At 62.9% G+C, this 17,780-nt stretch carries 19 protein-coding genes; 10 read left to right on the forward strand and 9 right to left on the reverse strand.

All coding sequences use genetic code 11. The features are described from left to right. Window positions 1-20 precede the first annotated feature (20 nt). The 6 genes from ptsP to PQT43_RS01795 form a co-directional block, all read right to left on the reverse strand. A complete protein-coding gene (gene ptsP / locus PQT43_RS01770; RefSeq protein WP_272753436.1) occupies window positions 21-2,543 on the reverse strand; it encodes a phosphoenolpyruvate--protein phosphotransferase in 2,523 nt (840 codons plus the stop codon). A 27-nt stretch (window positions 2,544-2,570) separates the two neighbouring features. Continuing rightward, window positions 2,571-3,593, reverse strand: a complete 1,023-nt coding sequence (locus tag PQT43_RS01775; RefSeq protein WP_272753437.1) for an SIS domain-containing protein — start codon at window positions 3,591-3,593, stop codon at window positions 2,571-2,573. After that, window positions 3,574-4,680, reverse strand: coding sequence for an N-acetylglucosamine-6-phosphate deacetylase (gene nagA / locus PQT43_RS01780; RefSeq protein WP_102878489.1), 1,107 nt, complete (start codon window positions 4,678-4,680; stop codon window positions 3,574-3,576). The genes PQT43_RS01775 and nagA overlap by 20 nt, the downstream gene beginning before the upstream one ends. Before the next feature lie 29 nt (window positions 4,681-4,709). Continuing rightward, the gene (locus tag PQT43_RS01785) at window positions 4,710-5,441 is read right to left on the reverse strand and encodes a GntR family transcriptional regulator (RefSeq protein WP_253083722.1); all 732 of its coding nucleotides are present in this window, start codon (window positions 5,439-5,441) and stop codon (window positions 4,710-4,712) included. A 274-nt stretch (window positions 5,442-5,715) separates the two neighbouring features. After that, window positions 5,716-6,219 (reverse strand): L,D-transpeptidase family protein, encoded by a 504-nt coding sequence (locus PQT43_RS01790; protein ID WP_102861288.1) that lies wholly within the window; start codon window positions 6,217-6,219, stop codon window positions 5,716-5,718. A gap of 49 nt (window positions 6,220-6,268) precedes the next feature. Next, on the reverse strand, window positions 6,269-6,820 hold the full coding sequence (locus tag PQT43_RS01795; protein ID WP_102878491.1) for an NUDIX hydrolase: 552 nt from the start codon (window positions 6,818-6,820) through the stop codon (window positions 6,269-6,271). A 146-nt stretch (window positions 6,821-6,966) separates the two neighbouring features. On the opposite strand from PQT43_RS01795, the gene PQT43_RS01800 reads away from it, so the two are divergent. The 5 genes from PQT43_RS01800 (at window position 6,967) to purT (ending at window position 10,239) form a co-directional block, all read left to right on the forward strand. After that, on the forward strand, window positions 6,967-7,566 hold the full coding sequence (locus PQT43_RS01800) for a CoA pyrophosphatase (RefSeq protein WP_102878492.1): 600 nt from the start codon (window positions 6,967-6,969) through the stop codon (window positions 7,564-7,566). 56 nt (window positions 7,567-7,622) lie between these two features. Continuing rightward, window positions 7,623-8,147 carry a gamma carbonic anhydrase family protein gene (locus PQT43_RS01805; protein ID WP_102878493.1) on the forward strand — a complete coding sequence of 175 codons (525 nt, stop codon included), beginning with the start codon at window positions 7,623-7,625 and terminating at the stop codon, window positions 8,145-8,147. Continuing rightward, on the forward strand, window positions 8,144-8,359 hold the full coding sequence (locus PQT43_RS01810) for a DUF1289 domain-containing protein (protein ID WP_102861292.1): 216 nt from the start codon (window positions 8,144-8,146) through the stop codon (window positions 8,357-8,359). Before PQT43_RS01805 ends, PQT43_RS01810 begins: the two co-directional genes overlap by 4 nt. Before the next feature lie 131 nt (window positions 8,360-8,490). Then, the gene (locus PQT43_RS01815; RefSeq protein WP_102878494.1) at window positions 8,491-8,958 is read left to right on the forward strand and encodes a VUT family protein; all 468 of its coding nucleotides are present in this window, start codon (window positions 8,491-8,493) and stop codon (window positions 8,956-8,958) included. Between the two features lie 99 nt (window positions 8,959-9,057). Beyond that, the gene (gene purT, locus PQT43_RS01820; protein ID WP_102878495.1) at window positions 9,058-10,239 is read left to right on the forward strand and encodes a formate-dependent phosphoribosylglycinamide formyltransferase; all 1,182 of its coding nucleotides are present in this window, start codon (window positions 9,058-9,060) and stop codon (window positions 10,237-10,239) included. 77 nt (window positions 10,240-10,316) lie between these two features. Here purT and PQT43_RS01825 read toward each other — a convergent pair whose 3' ends face one another. From PQT43_RS01825 to PQT43_RS01835, 3 genes are all read right to left on the reverse strand, one after another. Then, the gene (locus tag PQT43_RS01825; protein WP_272753438.1) at window positions 10,317-11,633 is read right to left on the reverse strand and encodes an MFS transporter; all 1,317 of its coding nucleotides are present in this window, start codon (window positions 11,631-11,633) and stop codon (window positions 10,317-10,319) included. A gap of 301 nt (window positions 11,634-11,934) precedes the next feature. After that, window positions 11,935-13,164, reverse strand: coding sequence for an HlyC/CorC family transporter (locus PQT43_RS01830; protein WP_102878497.1), 1,230 nt, complete (start codon window positions 13,162-13,164; stop codon window positions 11,935-11,937). Between the two features lie 9 nt (window positions 13,165-13,173). Beyond that, window positions 13,174-13,986, reverse strand: coding sequence for a cytochrome C assembly family protein (locus tag PQT43_RS01835; protein WP_110596447.1), 813 nt, complete (start codon window positions 13,984-13,986; stop codon window positions 13,174-13,176). Between the two features lie 208 nt (window positions 13,987-14,194). Here PQT43_RS01835 and ffh point away from each other — a divergent pair, with 208 nt between their 5' ends. The 5 genes from ffh (at window position 14,195) to rplS (ending at window position 17,765) form a co-directional block, all read left to right on the forward strand. Continuing rightward, window positions 14,195-15,571 carry a signal recognition particle protein gene (gene ffh / locus PQT43_RS01840; protein WP_102878499.1) on the forward strand — a complete coding sequence of 459 codons (1,377 nt, stop codon included), beginning with the start codon at window positions 14,195-14,197 and terminating at the stop codon, window positions 15,569-15,571. Between the two features lie 249 nt (window positions 15,572-15,820). Next, window positions 15,821-16,072, forward strand: a complete 252-nt coding sequence (gene rpsP / locus PQT43_RS01845; RefSeq protein WP_007927680.1) for a 30S ribosomal protein S16 — start codon at window positions 15,821-15,823, stop codon at window positions 16,070-16,072. 5 nt (window positions 16,073-16,077) lie between these two features. Beyond that, entirely contained in the window at window positions 16,078-16,614 is a 537-nt protein-coding gene (rimM, locus tag PQT43_RS01850; protein ID WP_102861299.1) for a ribosome maturation factor RimM, read from the forward strand. After that, window positions 16,596-17,369: a tRNA (guanosine(37)-N1)-methyltransferase TrmD gene (gene trmD, locus PQT43_RS01855; protein ID WP_170001093.1), complete on the forward strand. Its 774-nt coding sequence runs from the start codon at window positions 16,596-16,598 to the stop codon at window positions 17,367-17,369. Before rimM ends, trmD begins: the two co-directional genes overlap by 19 nt. Before the next feature lie 45 nt (window positions 17,370-17,414). Further along, window positions 17,415-17,765, forward strand: coding sequence for a 50S ribosomal protein L19 (gene rplS, locus PQT43_RS01860; RefSeq protein ID WP_007927677.1), 351 nt, complete (start codon window positions 17,415-17,417; stop codon window positions 17,763-17,765). The last annotated feature ends 15 nt before the right edge of the window (window positions 17,766-17,780 follow it).

Raw genomic sequence — 17,780 nt, forward strand, 5'->3', positions numbered from 1 at the left:
CGTCTCTCCTGGAATTCTTGTTATGAGTGCAGAGGCCAAAGCCGTTCGCAGGCCTGACGGACTGCGGTGGCGCCGGGCAGGTTGAGCAGCGGTTGGCTGAGGTGGCGGCATTGGCCGGCGTCCAGTTGGCGAACCCGGTCCTTGATCTCGCCGACCTGAGGCGGGCTGACCGACAGCTCGCTGACCCCCAGGCCAATCAGGACGGGGGTGGCCAGCGGATCGGAAGCCAGTGCGCCGCAAACCCCGACCCAGCGTCCGTGGCGCTCGGCGCCGGCACAGGTCTGAGCGATCAGCCGCAGCAGGGCGGGGTGCAGGGCATCGACCCGGGCTGCCAGGCCAGCGTGGTCGCGGTCCATGGCCAGGGTGTACTGGGACAGGTCGTTGGTGCCGATGGACAGGAAGTCGGCGTGTTCCGCCAGTTGCTCGGCCATCAGCGCGGCAGCCGGTACTTCGATCATCACCCCCAGCTCCGGGCGCTGGCTCAGTCCCAGCTCCACCGCGAGCCGATCCAGGCGCTGACGGATATGCAGCAGTTCGGCCACTTCGGTAACCATTGGCAGCATGATCCGGCAGCGCTGCACTGGGCTGACCTGGAGCAGCGCCCGCAGTTGCTGGTCCAGCAGTTCCGGGCGGGCCTGAGCCAGGCGGATGCCGCGCAGGCCCAGCACCGGGTTGGCTTCCACTGGCAGAGGCAGGTAGTCCAGTTGCTTGTCGCCGCCAACATCAATGGTGCGGATGATCACCGGCTTGTCGCCCATGGCATCCAGCACCGCCTGATAGGCCTTTAGCTGCTCGGCTTCATCCGGAGCGGTCAGGCGATCGACGAACAGGAACTCGGTGCGCAGCAGGCCGACGCCATCGGCGCCCCCCAGGTGGGCGTCCCGGGCTTCATTGCTGGAAGCCACGTTGGCTGCCACCTCGATCTGCTGGCCGTCCTGGGTCAGGGCGGACTCATGGGCTTTTTGCTGTTGCAGTGCACGGCGCTGGCGTAGGGTTTCACCAGCCTGTTGCACCTGTGCGATGCGCTGCGGGCCGGGTGCCAGTTCCAGGCGCCCGCCGTCGGCATCCAGCACCACCTGGCGGTCGCCGTCCAGGCCCAGCACTTCTGGACCCATGGCCACCAGACAGGGCAGGCCTTTGCCGCGGGCGAGGATCGCCACATGGGAGGTGGCGCCGCCGGCGGCCATGCACAGCCCGGCCACGCCCTGGGCGCTGAGTTGCAGCAGGTCGGAAGGGGTCAACTCCTCGGCGGCGACGATCGCTCCGGGTGGCAGGTCGTAGTGCCAGGCTTCGCCCAGCAAGGCCCGCAGAACGCGTTGCTGCAGGTCCCGCAGGTCGTTGGCGCGTTCGGCCAGCAGTGCACTGCCCAGTTGCTGCAGGATCTGGCATTGCTCGGCAATCGCTGCGCTCCAGGCATGGGTGGCTGCGCGGCCCTGGGCAATGGCGGCTTCGGCGGCGTCCAGCAGGGTCGGGTCTTCGAGCAGGGCCAGGTGGGCGCTGAAGATGTCCTGTTCCTGCTGGTCGCGGCGTTGCCGGGCCTGCTCCAGGGTGTGGCGGATTTCTCCGCGCACCTGCTCCAGGGCAGCACTCAATGCTTGCCGTTGGGGCTCGGGCGGATGCTGGTCATGATCCTCTGCCAGGACCATGGCGTTGAGCCGCACCAATGGCCCGCACACCAGGCCCGGTGCGGCGCAGACGCCCGGCAGCACGCCCTCTTCCACGGGGCGTTTGGCGACCGGTGCCGGTGCCGGGGTTTCGCCATGGGCATCCGCGGCCATGGCGGTACCGAGGGTCAGCAGCATCGCCTGCAAGGCGTCCTGGCAATCAGCGCCCTGGCAATTGACCAGCACTTCATCCTGTTCACCGATACCCAGGCTCATCAGGGCGATCAGGCTGGTGCAGGGGGCGCTCTTGTCCTTGAAGGTCAGTTGCGAATGGCTGTTGAAACCCAGGGCGGTCTGGCGCACCAGGGCGGCTGGGCGGGCATGCAGGCCGCCGCGATGGGCTACCTTGATCCGGGCGCTGGCCTGCTGTTCGGATGGCTCTTGCGCCAGCGGTTGCGGGCCAGCGTTGGCGCGTCGGCTGATGTGCAGCAAGGGCTCGCCCACCTTGACCGCGGACAGGGGCAGGGGGCGCAGGTCGAAGCTCTCGCCGTTGGTCAGGATCAACAGGCTGATCAGGCTTCGGCAATGCTGCGCCACATGGTCCAGGTCAACCCGCAGCAGGGGCTGGCCGGCGCTGACCTGCTGGCCTTGCTCCACCAGCAGGGCAAACCCTTCACCTTGCAGTTCGACCGTGTCCAGGCCCAGGTGCAGCAGCAGTTCGGCACCATTGGCTGCCCGCAGGGTCACGGCGTGCCCGGTGCGCGCCACTTGGATTACTTCACCGGCGCAAGGGGCGTGCAGGGTGTCGTTGAGCGGGTCGATGGCAATCCCGTCACCCATGGCGCCACTGGCGAATACCGGGTCGGGGACGCTGTGTAGCGGCAGGACAGGCCCGCTGAGGGGGGCACTGAGCGTCAGGTCGTTATTGTTGTTGTGCATGGCGCAGTACTCATCGATCAAAAGGGCTTAGTGCGTGCGGGTCACTTTGCTCAGGTGACGCGGCTGGTCGGGGTCCATGCTGCGGGCTTCGGCCAGGCCGGCGGCCATCACATAGAAACTCTGGATCGCCAGGATCGGGTCCAGCGCCGGGTGTTCCGCGCGGCTCAGGGTCAGGTCCCGTTCGCCGATGTCATCCGGTGCCGCCAGCAGCACCTTGGCGCCGCGCTGGCGCATGTCGGCGGCCAGGCTCAGCAAGCCGCCCTGTTCGGCGCCACGTGGGGCGAACACCAACAACGGGTAGTCCTGGTCGATCAATGCCATCGGGCCGTGTCGGACTTCGGCGCTGCTGAAGGCTTCGGCCTGGATCGCCGAGGTCTCCTTGAGCTTGAGCGCGGCCTCCTGGGCGATGGCGAAGCCGGCACCGCGGCCGATGACCATCAGCCGCTGGCAATCGCGCAGGGTGTTGACCGCCAGGTCCCAGTCCTGGGTCGCGGCCTGCTGCAAGCCTTCGGGCAGCGCCAGGCCGGCTTCCAGCAGGTGGTTGTCCTCGTTCCAGTGACCGATCAGGCGGGCGCTGGCGCTGAGGGTGGCAATGAAACTCTTGGTAGCGGCCACGCTCTGTTCGGCACCGGCGTACAGCGGCAGGGAGAATTCGCTGGCGGCCTCCAGAGGGCTGTTTTGCGCATTGACCATGGCCACGCTCAGGGCACCGCGCTTGCGCAGCAGGCGCACGCTGTTCACCAGGTCTGGGCTCTGGCCCGATTGCGAGAAGGCGAACACCGCCTGGCCGCTGACCCGCAGGGGGGCCTGTTGCATGGTCACCACGGACATCGGCAATGAGGCCACCGGGATGCCCACCTGTTGCATGGTCAGGTAGGCGAAGTAGCTGGCGGCATGGTCCGAACTGCCCCGGGCCACGGTCATGGCCACTTGTGGCGGCTGGCGACGCAGGCGGCCGGCGACTTCGAGCAGCGACGCATCCAGCTGCTGCAGTTGACTGCTTACGGCAGCGTGCGAGGACAGGGCCTCTTCAAGCATTTTTGAAGTCAATGTCTTCTCCTTCGACCATGACGGCGGTCAGTGTGAGTGCGCGGTCCAGGCGCACGCTGTCGGCCCAGCTGCCAGGTTGCAGACGGCCGCGTTCAGGGATGCCGAGGTAGTCGGCGGGAAATTGCGACAGGCGTTGGGAAGCGTCCGCCAGGGGCAGGCCGATCTTCACCAGATTGCGCAGGGCCTGGTCCATGGTCAGGGTGCTGCCGGCCAGGGTGCCGTCCGGCAGGCGCACGCCGCCCAGGCACTTGGTCACGGTGTGGCTGCCCAGCTTGTACTCACCGTCGGGCATGCCGGCGGCCGCGGTGGAGTCGGTGACGCAATACAGACAGGGGATCGAGCGCAGGGCCACGCGCATGGCACCGGGGTGCACGTGCAGCAGGTCGGGGATCAGCTCGGCGTACTGGGCGTGGGCCAGGGCCGCACCGACGATGCCGGGTTCGCGGTGATGCAGCGGGCTCATGGCGTTGTACAGGTGAGTGAAGCTGGTGGCGCCGGCGGCGAGGGCGGCCACGCCTTCTTCGTAGCTGCCCAGGGTGTGGCCGATCTGCATGCGCACGCCACGCGCGCTGAGGGCACGGATCAGGGCGTCGTGGCCGGCGATTTCCGGGGCAATGGTGATCACCCGGATGGGCGCCAGTTGCAGGTACTTCTCCACTTCCGCCATGAGCGCGGTGTGGGCGAAGTTGGGTTGTGCACCGAGCTTGCCGGGATTGATGTACGGGCCTTCCAGGTGCACGCCGAGGACCCGGGCACAGCCCTGGGGGCGCTGCTCGGCGTAGGTTCCAAGCTCAGCCAGAACCTGGCTGATTTCTTCGCTGGGGGCGGTCATGGTGGTGGCCAGCAGCGAGGTGGTGCCGAAACGCACATGGGTACGGGTGATGGTCTCGAAGGCTGTGCGGCCTTGCATGACGTCCTTGCCGCCACCGCCGTGGACGTGCAGGTCGATAAAGCCCGGCAGCAGGTAGGGCAGGTCGTTGTCCGCCGGGTCGCAGGGGCTGCCTTCGATGGCGACGACTTTGCCGTGCTCATGGATCAGGCGGCCGCGGACCCAGCCTTGGGGCGTGAGGATGTTCTCTTCGGACATGGGCGTTTCTCTGGCTCCAGGGGGCGGATTCAGCGTCGCAGTTCGGCGACGAAGTCGTAGTAGTCGTTGCGGCAATAGGTGTCGGTGACTTCGATCGGTGTGTTGTCTTCCAGGTAGCCGACCCGGGTCATCAGCAGCATCGCGGTGCCGGGGGCGATGCCCACCAGGGCGGCGAATTCGTCCGACGCGTTGATCGCCTGGATGTGCTGCAGGGCCCGGACCACGGGACGGCCGATGCTGTCGAGGTACTCGTAGAGCGAGTCGCCGACGGCCTCGGGCTGGGCAATGATGCTGGCCGGCAAGGTGCTCATCTCGATCGCCATGACCGCATCGTCGGCTTTGCGCAGGCGCTTGAGGCGCGCCACCTTGTCGTTGGGCGACAGGCCGAGGCGGATCAGCTCTTCGTGGGTCGGCGGGGTCAGTGTGCGTTCCAGCCATTGCGAACCGGGGACGAAACCTTTGAGGCGCAGCATTTCGCTGAACCCGGAAAGGCGCGACAGCGGTTGCTCAAGGCGCGGGGTAATGAAAGTGCCCGAGCCCTGGCTGCGTCGGATCAGGCCCCGTTCGAAGAGGACTTCCAGGGCCTTGCGCGCAGTCACCCGGGAGATGCCCAGCAGTTCGCTGAGGTTGCGTTCCGAAGGCAGCGCCTGCTCGGCTTTCCATTGGCCGGAGTGAATCGCCGCTTCCAGGTTGCGAGCCAGTTGCAGGTACAGCGGGGTCGGCTGAGAGTCGTCGGGACGCAGGGTCAGGAGGTGATTCATCTGTAGGTTTTCCGATGCGGTTATGAGGTTGTTGTCGCCCGGTAATGCCGAAAAACTAATACCACTTAAATACCATGTCAACGCCACCTATCAGGTGGAGGTGCAGTAGATCGGGCGCTTTCTGGGTGCTTAGGAGGATAAAGGATTGAAGTGGTATTAGGCAGGTCTGGCCGCGAAGGCTATAGCTCGAGGTGGCGACCCGGGGCGGGTCGCCAAGTGGTATGCGCGCCGGGGGAGGGCGGCGGGGAGGAAAATATTTTTTGTGCTGTAGGGATTAAGGGCGAATTTCGATCAGGGTGCCGTCTTTGACCAGACTCCAGACTTCGCGCATGTCGACATTGCGCATGGCGATGCAGCCGTCGGTCCAGTCCAGGGTGTGGAAGTACTGCTCGGGAAACTCTTCGGTGTCTGGAGTGCCATGGATCATGATCATGCCGCCGGGATTGACCCCTTCGCGACGCGAGCGGGCGGCATCGGTGATGTTCGGGTAGGAGATGTGCATGGCCAGGTTGTAGCGGTCGCTGGTCTTGCGCCAGTCGAGCCAGTAGAGGCCTTCGGGGGTGCGTTTATCGCCTTCCATGAGCTTGGGCCCCTTGGGCTTCTTGCCCAGGGAAATCCGATAGGTTTTCAGTGGCTTGCCGCCATTGATCAACTGCAGTTGATGGGCGGACTTGAGCACCAGGACCTTTTCGATGACCTTGCCGTCCAGGGTTTCCACCGTGGAGGCCTGAGACAGAGTGACGACGGAACAGCACAGCAGGGCAAGCAACCAGCGCATTGACACCATATCCCCAGGCGCGCACAGAGTCCGTGCACGTTTTTATTGTTTAACTGATGGCAGGCTGAGAGAGCGGCGGAATGGATTCGGAGCGCACGGCAAATGCCTGTGCCCGCCGGTCAGCGAAGAAGCATTCTAAGGTACGACCGACGGTGCGGAAAGCCAGCTCGGACCAAGGGATATCGGCTTCGTCGAACAGTTGCACCTCCAGGCTCTCGGGACCGGCGGCGAAGTCCAGGTCGGCCAGTTCGGCGCGAAAGAACACATGCACCTGGCTGATGTGCGGCACGTCGATCAAGGTGTAGAGGTTCAGGTTGCGTACCCGGGCACAGGCTTCCTCGTAGGTTTCGCGGATGGCCGCCTGTTCCACGGTCTCGCCGTTCTCCATGAAACCCGCCGGTAGGGTCCAGTAGCCCAGGCGCGGTTCGATGGCGCGACGGCAGAGCAATACCTTGCCCTCCCAGGTGGCCAGGCAGCCGGCGACGATGTTGGGGTTCTGGTAGTGGATGGTCTGGCAGTGATCGCAGACGAAGCGCAGGCGCGAGTCGCCTTCGGGAATGCGCTGGATCACCGGGTTGCCGCACTGGCTGCAAAATTTCATGTGGGGTATCCGAAAAGGCTGGGGCTATCTTGGCGCGCCGCCCGATTGTCGGCAAGTTGTCGTTAAGCGACATGCCCGAGAGCAGGGGTTGGGCCACCGATTGGATTGGTGCATGATGCACGGTAGCCAACAGATCGAGATGCCTCATGCTGGACGAGCTACTTCATCGGGTAAGCCATTACACGCCAAGAACGCTGGAGACCGACCGACGTTTTCCCGAGGCTGCGGTGCTGGTGCCGATCACCCGCAGCGATGAACCGGAGCTGGTGCTGACCCTGCGCGCCAGCGGGCTTTCGACCCATGGTGGTGAAGTGGCCTTCCCCGGTGGCCGGCGCGATCCGGAAGACCCGGACCTGATCTTCACCGCGCTACGGGAGGCCGAAGAAGAAATCGGCCTGCCGCCGGGACTGGTGGAAGTCATCGGCCCCTTGAGCCCACTGATTTCCCTGCACGGGATCAAGGTCACACCCTACGTCGGGGTGATTCCCGACTATGTCGAATACCAGGCCAATGATGCCGAGATCGCTGCCGTTTTCAGCGTTCCTCTGGAGTTCTTTCGCCAGGACCCCCGTGAACACACCCACCGCATCGACTATCAGGGCCGCAGTTGGTACGTCCCCAGCTACCGCTTCGGCGAGTACAAGATCTGGGGTCTGACCGCGATCATGGTGGTCGAACTGGTCAACCTGCTGTACGACGCCAAGATCAGCCTGCATCACCCGCCGAAAACCTTTATCGACACCTGAAGCCATGGCTTGGCATGGCATAAACCCGCGGCTGCCTGAACCATAAGGACAACAAGATGAAATACCGCCTGGGCGACGCCCGAGTCGACACCCATCCACAGAGCTGGGTGGCCCCGAACGCCACCTTGGTGGGTAAGGTCAAGCTGGAAGAGGGGGCCAGTGTGTGGTTCAACGCCGTGCTGCGTGGCGACAACGAACTGATCCTGATCGGCAAGCACAGCAACGTCCAGGACGGCGCCGTGATGCACACCGACATGGGCTTTCCACTGACCCTGGGCACCGGCGTGACCATCGGCCATAACGCCATGCTGCATGGCTGCACCGTGGGCGATTACAGCCTGATTGGTATCAACGCGGTCATTCTCAATGGCGCGAAGATCGGCAAGAACTGCATCATCGGCGCCAATTCGCTGATCGGCGAAGGCAAGGAAATACCTGACGGTTCGCTGGTCATGGGCTCGCCGGGCAAAGTGGTTCGCGAACTGACCGAGGCGCAGAAGAAAATGCTCGAAGCCAGCGCCGCCCACTACGTTCATAATGCTCAACGTTATGCCCGAGACCTGGTTGAGCAAGAACAATGACCGCCCCTGAAAGACCCGTCGCCTCGCCTTGCGTGAGCATCTGTGCCCTGGATGAGCAGGACATCTGCACCGGCTGTCAGCGCACGGTGGATGAAATCACTCGCTGGAGTCGCATGGACAACAGCGAGCGCCGCGCAGTCCTGGCCCTGTGCCATGAGCGGGCCAAATCCAGTGGCTTGCTGTGGATGATCGGCTCCAGCTCGGCGAGCTGATCCGCCCGTTCGCCGGCAAGCCAGCTCCCGCAGGCGATGCGTAGGAGCCAGCTGCCGGCGCAAGGGTTTCTTGGCCCAACCCCGGGCCTGCAGTAACCTGTGCTCCTTCCCGATAGGTACCCTTGGCCCCCATGCTTTTCCTGATCGCCTATATCAGCAGCGTCGTGCTGATCAATTACGCCTTTTCCGTCGCGCCGCAACTGGATATCGTCTGGTCGGCCTGGGGCGGGCTGGTGTTTGTCCTGCGGGACATGGTGCAGACTCGCTTCGGCCATGGCGCCATCGTCGCCATGCTGGCGGCCCTGGTGTTGTCCTATGTCACCTCCGACCCGACCATTGCTCTGGCCAGTGCCACGGCATTCGCCGTCTCGGAATGCATCGACTGGCTGGTGTTCAGCATCACCAAGCGGCCCCTGCATGATCGCCTGTGGATCAGTTCGGCCCTGAGCATTCCCCTGGATACCTTCATCTTCTACGGCATGATCGATGCGCTGACCCCCGGGGTTGTGCTGACCGCCCTGGGGTCGAAGTTCGCCGGGGTCACCGTGGTCTGGCTGGCGATGGCCTGGCGTTTGCGCAAAGCGGCGTGCGCCGGCTGAGTCAAACCCCGCGGTTCATGTAAAATGCCGCGCTCTTTCCCCATGGGTCGCCCGCCTGGCGCTCGGCCCTCGATGATCCGCTCCTTTGAGGACCTTCAGATGACTCGTATCGGAACTCCATTGTCGCCAACCGCGACCCGCGTCTTGCTTTGTGGCTGTGGTGAGTTGGGCAAGGAAGTGGTGATCGAGCTGCAACGCCTGGGTGTCGAGGTGATTGCCGTGGACCGCTACGCCAATGCGCCGGCGATGCAGGTGGCCCATCGCAGCCACGTGATCAACATGCTCGACGGTGCGGCCCTGCGGGCGGTGATCGAGGCTGAGAAGCCGCACTTCATCGTTCCGGAAATCGAAGCCATCGCTACCGCGACCCTGGTGGAACTGGAAGCTGAAGGCTTCACCGTAATCCCCACCGCCCGGGCCACTTCGCTGACCATGAACCGTGAAGGCATTCGTCGTCTGGCGGCTGAGGAGCTGGACCTGCCGACCTCGCCTTACCATTTCGCCGATACCTTCGAAGACTATTCCAAGGCGGTGCAAGACCTGGGTTTCCCTTGCGTGGTCAAGCCGGTGATGAGCTCCTCGGGCAAGGGCCAGAGCCTGCTGCGCAGTGTCGATGACGTACAGAAAGCCTGGGACTACGCCCAGGAAGGCGGGCGTGCCGGCAAGGGCCGGGTGATCATCGAGGGCTTCATCGATTTTGACTACGAGATCACCCTGCTGACCGTGCGCCACGTAGGCGGCACCACTTTCTGTGCGCCAGTTGGTCATCGTCAGGAAAAGGGCGACTACCAGGAATCCTGGCAGCCTCAGGCCATGAGCCCCAAAGCCCTGGCCGAATCCGAGCGTGTGGCCAAGGCAGTGACCGAAGCCCTGGGCGGCCGCGGCCTGTTCGGCGTGGAGCTGTTCATCAAGGGCGATCAGGTGTGGTTCAGCGAAGTGTCGCCGCGTCCCCATGACACCGGCCTGGTGACCCTGATTTCCCAGGATCTGTCGCAGTTCGCCCTGCATGCGCGGGCGATCCTCGGCTTGCCGATTCCGCTGATCCGTCAGTTCGGTCCATCGGCTTCGGCAGTGATTCTGGTAGAAGGCAAATCCACCCAGACCGCGTTCGCCAACCTCGGCGTCGCCCTGAGCGAGCCGGACACTGCGCTGCGCCTGTTCGGCAAGCCTGAGGTCAACGGCCAGCGCCGCATGGGCGTGGCTCTGGCTCGTGATGAGTCGATCGAGGCCGCCCGGGCCAAGGCGACCCGCGCTGCGCAAGCGGTAGTGGTCGAACTCTGAGAAACATCGCGAGCAAGCTGGCTTCCACAAGGTTTGCATTGAACCTGTAGGAGCGAGCTTGCTCGCGAAGCGGTCGCTCAGACGACCCGATTCAGATCGTTATTGCGCGTTTCCTTCAAGCACAGCACCGCGATCAAGCTCAGGATCGCCGCCCCCGACACATACCCGCCTACCCAGCTCAACCCACCCATCGCCACCAGCTTCTGGGCGAAGAAGGGTGCGGCCGAAGCACCGACAATGCCCCCCAGGTTGTAAGCCGCCGATGCGCCGGTATAGCGCACATGGGTCGGAAACAGTTCCGGCAGCAGCGCGCCCATCGGGGCGAAGGTCACCCCCATCAGGAACAGCTCAATGCACAGAAACAGCGCCACACCGGCGGTGGAGCCCTGAGTCAGCAAGGGTTCCATGGTGAAGCCGGAGAGAATAGCCAGCACGGCACCGACAATCAGCACGGGCTTGCGCCCGAAACGGTCGCTGGCCCAGGCCGACAGGGGCGTGGCCGCGGCCATGAACAGCACTGCGAAACACAGCAGGCCGAGGAAGGTTTCCCGGCTGTAGCCCAGGGTGGCGACGCCGTAGCTCAGGGAAAATACCGTGGAAATGTAAAACAGCGCGTAGCACACCACCATCGACGCGGCGCCCAGCAGTACTGGCAGCCAGTACTGGCTGAAGAGCTCCACCAGTGGCATTTTCACCCGTTCCTGGCGTGCCACGGCGTTGGCGAACACCGGGGTTTCGTGCAGCTTCAGGCGCACATACAGGCCCACCATCACCAGCGCCGCGCTGAGCAGAAACGGAATGCGCCAGCCCCAGGAGCGGAACTGTTCGTCATCCAGGCCCATGGCCAGGGCCAGGAACAGGCCGTTGGCGGCGAGAAAACCGATGGGGGGGCCCAGTTGCGGGAACATGCCGAACCAGGCGCGTTTGCCTTGCGGGGCGTTTTCCGTGGCCAGCAGGGCTGCGCCACCCCATTCGCCTCCCAGCCCCAGCCCTTGGCCGAAGCGCAATACGCAAAGCAGGATCGGTGCCCAGGCTCCGATGCTGGCATAGCCCGGCAGCACGCCGATCAGGGTGGTGCACACCCCCATCAGCAGCAGGGAGGCGACCAGGGTCGATTTGCGTCCGATACGGTCGCCAAAGTGGCCGAACAGCGCCGAGCCCAGGGGGCGGGCGAGGAAGGCAATGCCAAAGGTCAGAAAGGCCGAGAGCATCTGGGCGGTGCCGGACGTCTGGGGGAAGAATACCGGCCCGATCACCAGCGCAGCGGCGGTGGCGTAGACGTAGAAGTCGTAGAACTCGATGGCGGTGCCGATAAAGCTGGCGGTGGCCACCCGGGTGGTGGAATTGCTCGGTTGAGCGGGCGCGCAGGCGCTGTAGGCGGTGTTGGTCGTCATGCGGATATCCCTGACAGTCTGTGCTCCAGTGGAGCGAATTATTATGGTCGAGCACCCAGGGATGTGGGTTTGGCGCGGTCGTCACTCGGGATGGGAGTGACGTCGAACAGTGGCGGGTGATGCATGCAGGATCGCTCTCGGTGCGGGTAGCACGCGGATCTGCGGGGCTTGGGTAAGCAGCGCGATTATAGAAAGGCTGCTAACGATCCAACAAGGGTTGTGGTCGTTGGTGGTTTTGCATGACTGCGCCAGGCCCCGAAACTCCGTTGCAGAGGTTCAAGGCGCAGGCATCAGCATCGAGTCAGGTCCGGGCGGGAACGCTGCTGGTGTGCCAGAGCAGTACGCGGCTGACACGGTTTTCCTCGGTTTCGAGGATTTCCAGGCGGTAGCGGCCGATCTTCAGGCACACGGCGCTGTCGGGAATGGTTTCCAGGGCTTCGGTGACCAGGCCGTTGAGGGTCTTGGGGCCGTCGCTGGGCAGGTGCCAGCCCAGGCTCTTGTTCAGTTCACGGATCGATGCCGCGCCCTCCACCACATAACGGCCATCGGCCTGTGGGTGGATATGGGGGTTGTCCAGGCTGTGCTCGTTTTCGAACTCGCCGACGATTTCTTCGAGGATGTCTTCCAGTGTGACGATGCCCAGCACTTCGCCGTATTCGTCCACCACCATGCCCAGGCGCCGCTGCTGCTTGTGGAAATTGAGCAGCTGTAACTGCAACGGGGTGCTTTCGGGGACGAAGTAGGGTTCGTGGCAGGCGGCCAGCAGGGTTTCCTTGGTCAGGCTGGCGTCTGGCAGCAGGTGGCGGATCTGGCGGGTATTAAGGACAGCCTCCACCTGGTTGATATCGCTGTGGAACACCGGTAGGCGCGTGCGTTTGTTCAGGCGCAGTTGGGCGATGATCTCGTCGATGGAGTCGTCCAGGTTGATGCCGTCCACTTCGCTGCGAGGCACCAGGATGTCATTGACCGTGATCTTGTCCAGGGCGTGGATGCCGGACAGGGCGTGGTGTTCCTGGGGTGCGGGCTCATCGTCCAGCCGTGCTGGATCGTCTTCGCTGTGCTTGACCGCGCTGGCCTTGGCGGCGAACGGGCGCAACAGCAACTGGCCGATGGCCTGCAGCAGCCAGGCCAGGGGATAGACAAGCTTCATGGGGATGGCCAGCAGGCTGTTGCCAAAGCTCAGAGTGCTTTCCGGGTAGCGTAAAGCCAGGGTGCGGGGCAAGTACTCGGCCAGCACCAGCAAGCCGCTGGTGCTGATCAGGCAGGCCAGCCAGGGGCCGTTTTCCGCCCAGTAGAACAGCGCCAGCAAGGTGCTGATGATCACCGCCAGGACTCGGCACAGGGTGTTGCACAGGATCAGGCTTTCCTTGGGGAAGGCCAGCTGTGCCGTCGGTTTGTCGCCTAAGCGTGAGCCGTTGCGTTGGGTCAGCAGGTGCTGCTGGGCGGCATCGATGGCAGTGAACAGCCCCGACCAGACGATCAGCAGGGCGATTACCGCGAGCATGGGCCCGGAGGGCAAGGAGTCGGTCATGGCCGGTCGTCAGATGTGCAGGATGTATTCACGAACCAGCTTGCTGCCGAAGTACGCCAGCATCAGCAGGCAAAAACCCGCGAGGGTCCAGCGAATCGCCTTGTGCCCGCGCCAGCCCAGGCGGTTGCGGCCCCACAGCAGCACGCTGAACACCACCCAGGCCAGGCAGGCCAGCAGGGTCTTGTGCACCAGGTGCTGGGCGAACAGGTTCTCGACGAACAGCCAGCCGGAGATCAGCGACAGCGACAGCAGGGTCCAACCGGCCCAGAGAAAACCGAATAGCAGGCTTTCCATGGTTTGCAGGGGCGGGAAGTTCCTGATCAGCCCGGAGGGGTGCTTGTTCTTCAGCTGATGGTCCTGCACCAGTAGTAACAGGGACTGGAACACCGCAATGGTGAACATGCCGTAGGCCAGGATCGACAGCAGGATGTGGGCGAGAATTCCCGGTTCCTCATCGATCACCGGCACGGTTCCGGTAGGCACGAACTGCGCCAGTAGCGCAGTCAGGGCGCCGAGGGGGAACAGCAGCACCAGCAGGTTTTCCACGGGAATCCGCCAGCAGGCCAGTAAGGTCAGGGCGATGACCGCTGCAGCGATCAGGCTGGCGGCGCTGAAGAAGTCCAAGCCCAGGCCGGCCGGGGTCAGCAAATGGGTCAGCAGGCTGATGCCGTGGGCGAGCAGGGCCAGGATGCCCAGCATAACCAGCAGGCGCTTGTTTGCCTTGGCGCCTGTGGCCAGGCGAGAGCCTTGATAGAGGGTCGCAGCGGCATAAAGGACGGCGGCGGCGAGGGTGGGTAGCAAGCTGGGTGACAAGGGGAGCATAAATCCTGTTAGGCAAGCCCGAAAGTCGCTGAGTTTGGCATAGAACCCACAGCCCTGAAAGACCACGCAAGCAGACGGCGAGGTGTCCGCCACGCACAGTCTTCGCTATAATCCGCGACCTGCCCACGCCGCAGGCTCATCGAGCTCTTGTTTATTAAGCTCTGGGCCGCCATTACCCCGGTCTACCTTGGGCCTGAAAGGATCGAGCATGTTTGAAAACCTAACCGACCGTCTCTCGCAGACGCTGCGCCATGTCACCGGCAAGGCCAAGCTGACCGAGGACAACATCAAAGACACCCTGCGCGAAGTGCGCATGGCGCTGCTCGAAGCCGACGTTGCGTTGCCGGTGGTCAAGGACTTCGTCAACTCGGTGAAGGAGCGTGCGGTCGGCACCGAAGTGTCCCGCAGCCTGACCCCGGGCCAGGCCTTTGTGAAAATCGTCCAGGCCGAGCTGGAAAGCCTGATGGGCGCGGCCAACGAAGACCTCAACCTCAGCGCCGTGCCGCCAGCCGTGGTGCTGATGGCCGGTCTGCAGGGTGCGGGCAAGACCACCACCGCCGGCAAACTTGCGCGCTTCCTTAAAGAACGCAAGAAAAAGAGCGTGATGGTGGTGTCCGCCGACGTCTACCGCCCGGCGGCGATCAAGCAGTTGGAGACCCTGGCCAACGACATCGGCGTGACCTTCTTCCCGTCGGACCTGAGCCAGAAGCCGGTGGCCATCGCCGAAGCAGCTATAAAGGAAGCGAAGCTCAAGTTCATCGACGTGGTGATCGTCGACACCGCCGGTCGCCTGCACGTCGACAGCGAGATGATGGACGAGATCCAGGCGCTGCATGCGGCGATCAAGCCGGTGGAAACCCTGTTCGTGGTCGACGCCATGACCGGTCAGGACGCCGCCAACACCGCCAAGGCCTTTGGTGACGCGCTGCCGCTGACCGGGGTGATCCTGACCAAGGTCGATGGTGACGCCCGTGGCGGTGCCGCGCTGTCGGTGCGGGCCATCACCGGCAAACCGATCAAGTTCATCGGTATGGGTGAGAAGACCGAGGCGCTGGAGCCATTCCACCCTGAACGTATCGCTTCGCGAATTCTTGGCATGGGCGACGTGCTCAGCCTGATCGAGCAGGCCGAGCAGACCCTCGACAAGGAAAAGGCCGACAAACTGGCCAAGAAGCTGAAGAAGGGCAAAGGCTTCGACCTCGAAGACTTCCGCGATCAGCTGCAACAAATGAAGAACATGGGCGGTCTGGGCGGCCTGATGGACAAGCTGCCGAACATCGGCGGCGTCAATCTGGCGCAGATGGGCAACGCACAGAGCGCCGCTGAAAAGCAGTTCAAGCAGATGGAAGCCATCATCAACTCCATGACCCCGGCCGAGCGCCGCGACCCTGAGCTGATCAGCGGTTCGCGCAAGCGCCGGATCGCCATGGGTTCCGGTACCCAGGTGCAGGACATCGGCCGCTTGATCAAGCAGCACAAGCAGATGCAGAAGATGATGAAGAAGTTCTCCGCCAAGGGCGGGATGGCCAAGATGATGCGCGGCATGGGCGGCATGTTGCCCGGCGGCGGCATGCCGAAAATGTGAAGAATCCGCGCCGGCAGTCATGTCGGCGCTATTCCACGGGGACGTGGAATCTCGAGCAAACCCTCGATTGGGGCGCGCTCACTCGCTGCCGCTTGCGGCGGCTCCATAGCAAATCTGAGTGGCAGCCGATAGGCGCCGGAAAAAGTCATTTGCAAAAGTCCGGATATTCCTTAGAATATGCGGCCTTTCGGGCACCCATGCCCGCTGTGCATTTAGATTTGCAGCACCGACTACAGGAACGATGTTCACATGCTAACAATCCGTCTTGCCCTTGGCGGCTCCAAAAAGCGCCCGTTTTACCACTTGACCGTGACCGACAGCCGTAACCCACGCGACGGTTCGCACAAAGAACAAGTTGGCTTCTTCAACCCGATCGCTCGTGGTCAAGAAGTCCGCCTGTCCGTGAACCAAGAGCGCGTAGCCTACTGGCTGAGCGTTGGTGCACAGCCTTCTGAGCGCGTTGCTCAGTTGCTGAAGGAATCGGCTAAGGCTGCAGCCTGAACCCTATGAACGCGACGCCAGCTCCTGCTGATGATTTGATCGTTATCGGCAAAATCTACTCTGTTCATGGCGTTCGCGGCGAAGTGAAGGTCTTTTCCTTTACTGATCCGATTAAAAACCTGTTGGACTACAAAACCTGGACGCTCAAGCGCGAAGGTAGCGTGAAACAGGTTGAGCTGGTCAGCGGACGCGGGAACGACAAGTTCCTGGTCGCAAAGCTCAAGGGTCTTGATGATCGCGAAGAAGCTCGTCTTCTGGCCGGTTACGAGATCTGCGTGCCGCGCAACCTGTTCCCTGAACTGACCGACGGCGAGTACTACTGGTACCAGCTGCAAGGTCTCAAGGTCATCGACACCCTCGGGCAACTGCTCGGGCAGATCGATCACCTGTTGGAGACCGGCTCGAACGATGTAATGGTGGTCAAGCCTTGCGCTGGCAGCCTGGATGATCGCGAACGCCTGTTGCCCTATACCGAGCAATGCGTGTTGGCCGTCGATCTGGCCGCGGGCGAGATGAAGGTGGAATGGGATGCGGACTTCTAAGCGTGGCTAACTTGCGCGTAGAAGTGATCAGTTTGTTTCCCGAGATGTTTTCCGCCATCAGCGAATACGGCATAACCAGCCGCGCGGTGAAACAGGGGCTCTTGCAGCTCACTTGTTGGAATCCGCGAGACTACACCACGGATCGACATCACACTGTGGACGATCGCCCGTTTGGCGGTGGCCCTGGCATGGTGATGAAGATCAAGCCCCTGGAGGATGCACTGGTTCAGGCCAGAAACGCAGCCGGGGAGGGTGCGAAGGTGATCTACCTGTCGCCCCAAGGCCGTCAACTGAATCAGTCGGCGGTACGCGAGTTGGCGAATGAGGATGCATTGATCCTGATTGCTGGTCGTTATGAAGGCATTGACGAGCGGTTTATTGAAGCTCATGTCGATGAAGAGTGGTCGATTGGCGACTATGTACTCTCCGGTGGCGAGCTGCCGGCGATGGTCCTGATTGATGCGGTTACGCGACTGCTGCCCGGAGCTTTAGGGCATGTGGATTCCGCGGAGGAAGATTCCTTCACGGACGGTCTGCTGGATTGCCCGCACTACACCCGACCGGAGGTGTATGCGGATCAGCGTGTTCCCGACGTGTTGCTAAGTGGCAACCACGCACACATCCGGCGTTGGCGTTTACAGCAGTCCCTTGGTCGGACCTATGAACGACGCGCCGATCTTCTGGAAAGCCGCTCGCTTTCTGGAGAAGAGAAGAAGCTGCTCGAGGAATATCTCCGCGAGCGGGACGATAGTTAACAACGTATCGATGGTAGATCCGACGATTTACCTTAGGAGCACAGCATGACCAACAAAATCATCCTTGCACTCGAAGCAGAGCAGATGACCAAAGAGATCCCAGCCTTTGCCCCGGGCGACACCATTGTCGTTCAGGTGAAAGTGAAGGAAGGCGATCGTTCCCGTCTGCAGGCGTTCGAAGGCGTAGTTATCGCCAAGCGCAACCGCGGTGTGAACAGCGCGTTCACCGTACGTAAAATTTCCAACGGTGTTGGCGTAGAGCGTACTTTCCAGACCTACAGCCCGCAGATCGACAGCATGGCTGTCAAGCGTCGCGGTGACGTGCGTAAAGCCAAGCTGTACTACCTGCGTGACCTGTCGGGTAAAGCAGCTCGCATCAAGGAAAAACTGGTTTAAGTCCAGCTTCCGATG

This window comes from Pseudomonas sp. BLCC-B112 (assembly GCF_028550695.1).
Taxonomy (GTDB): Bacteria; Pseudomonadota; Gammaproteobacteria; order Pseudomonadales; family Pseudomonadaceae; genus Aquipseudomonas; species Aquipseudomonas danubii.